The organism is Serratia sp. 201 (assembly GCF_037027545.1).
Lineage (GTDB): Bacteria > Pseudomonadota > Gammaproteobacteria > Enterobacterales > Enterobacteriaceae > Serratia > Serratia bockelmannii.
On sequence record NZ_JAXCHC010000016.1, the window covers coordinates 1 to 414 of the forward strand.

A 414-nucleotide genomic window follows, 5' to 3' on the forward strand; every position below is an offset into this window, starting at 1 on the left:
CTTACCACTTTGTGATTCATGACTGGGGTGAAGTCGTAACAAGGTAACCGTAGGGGAACCTGCGGTTGGATCACCTCCTTACCTAAAGATATTGATTCGAGTGGCGTGCTCACACAGATTGTCTGATGAAAAAGTAATGAGCAAACAAAACCTTGTGGTATAGGTAAGTGCCGGGAGATTTGTGACTGTCCAGTGCAGTGACAAACGACAATGGCGCTCGATTTTTCACGAAAAATCTCACCTTTACCCGAAATTATCGAATCGGTGATTCGATAAGCCAATTTCGGGTCCCCATCGTCTAGAGGCCTAGGACACTGCCCTTTCACGGCTGTAACAGGGGTTCGAATCCCCTTGGGGACGCCATTCCGATAATGAGTGAAAGACATTATCACCGGTTAGCGATAACCGAAAAAA

Annotated in this window: 1 tRNA gene and 1 rRNA gene; both read left to right on the top strand. The window is 46.6% G+C overall.

The annotated features are described in order from the left end of the window. A 16S ribosomal RNA gene (locus tag WA302_RS25180) occupies positions 1-81 on the top strand; the annotation flags it as partial. A 206-nt stretch (positions 82-287) separates the two neighbouring features. Next, positions 288-363, top strand: a tRNA-Glu gene (locus WA302_RS25185). The last annotated feature ends 51 nt before the right edge of the window (positions 364-414 follow it).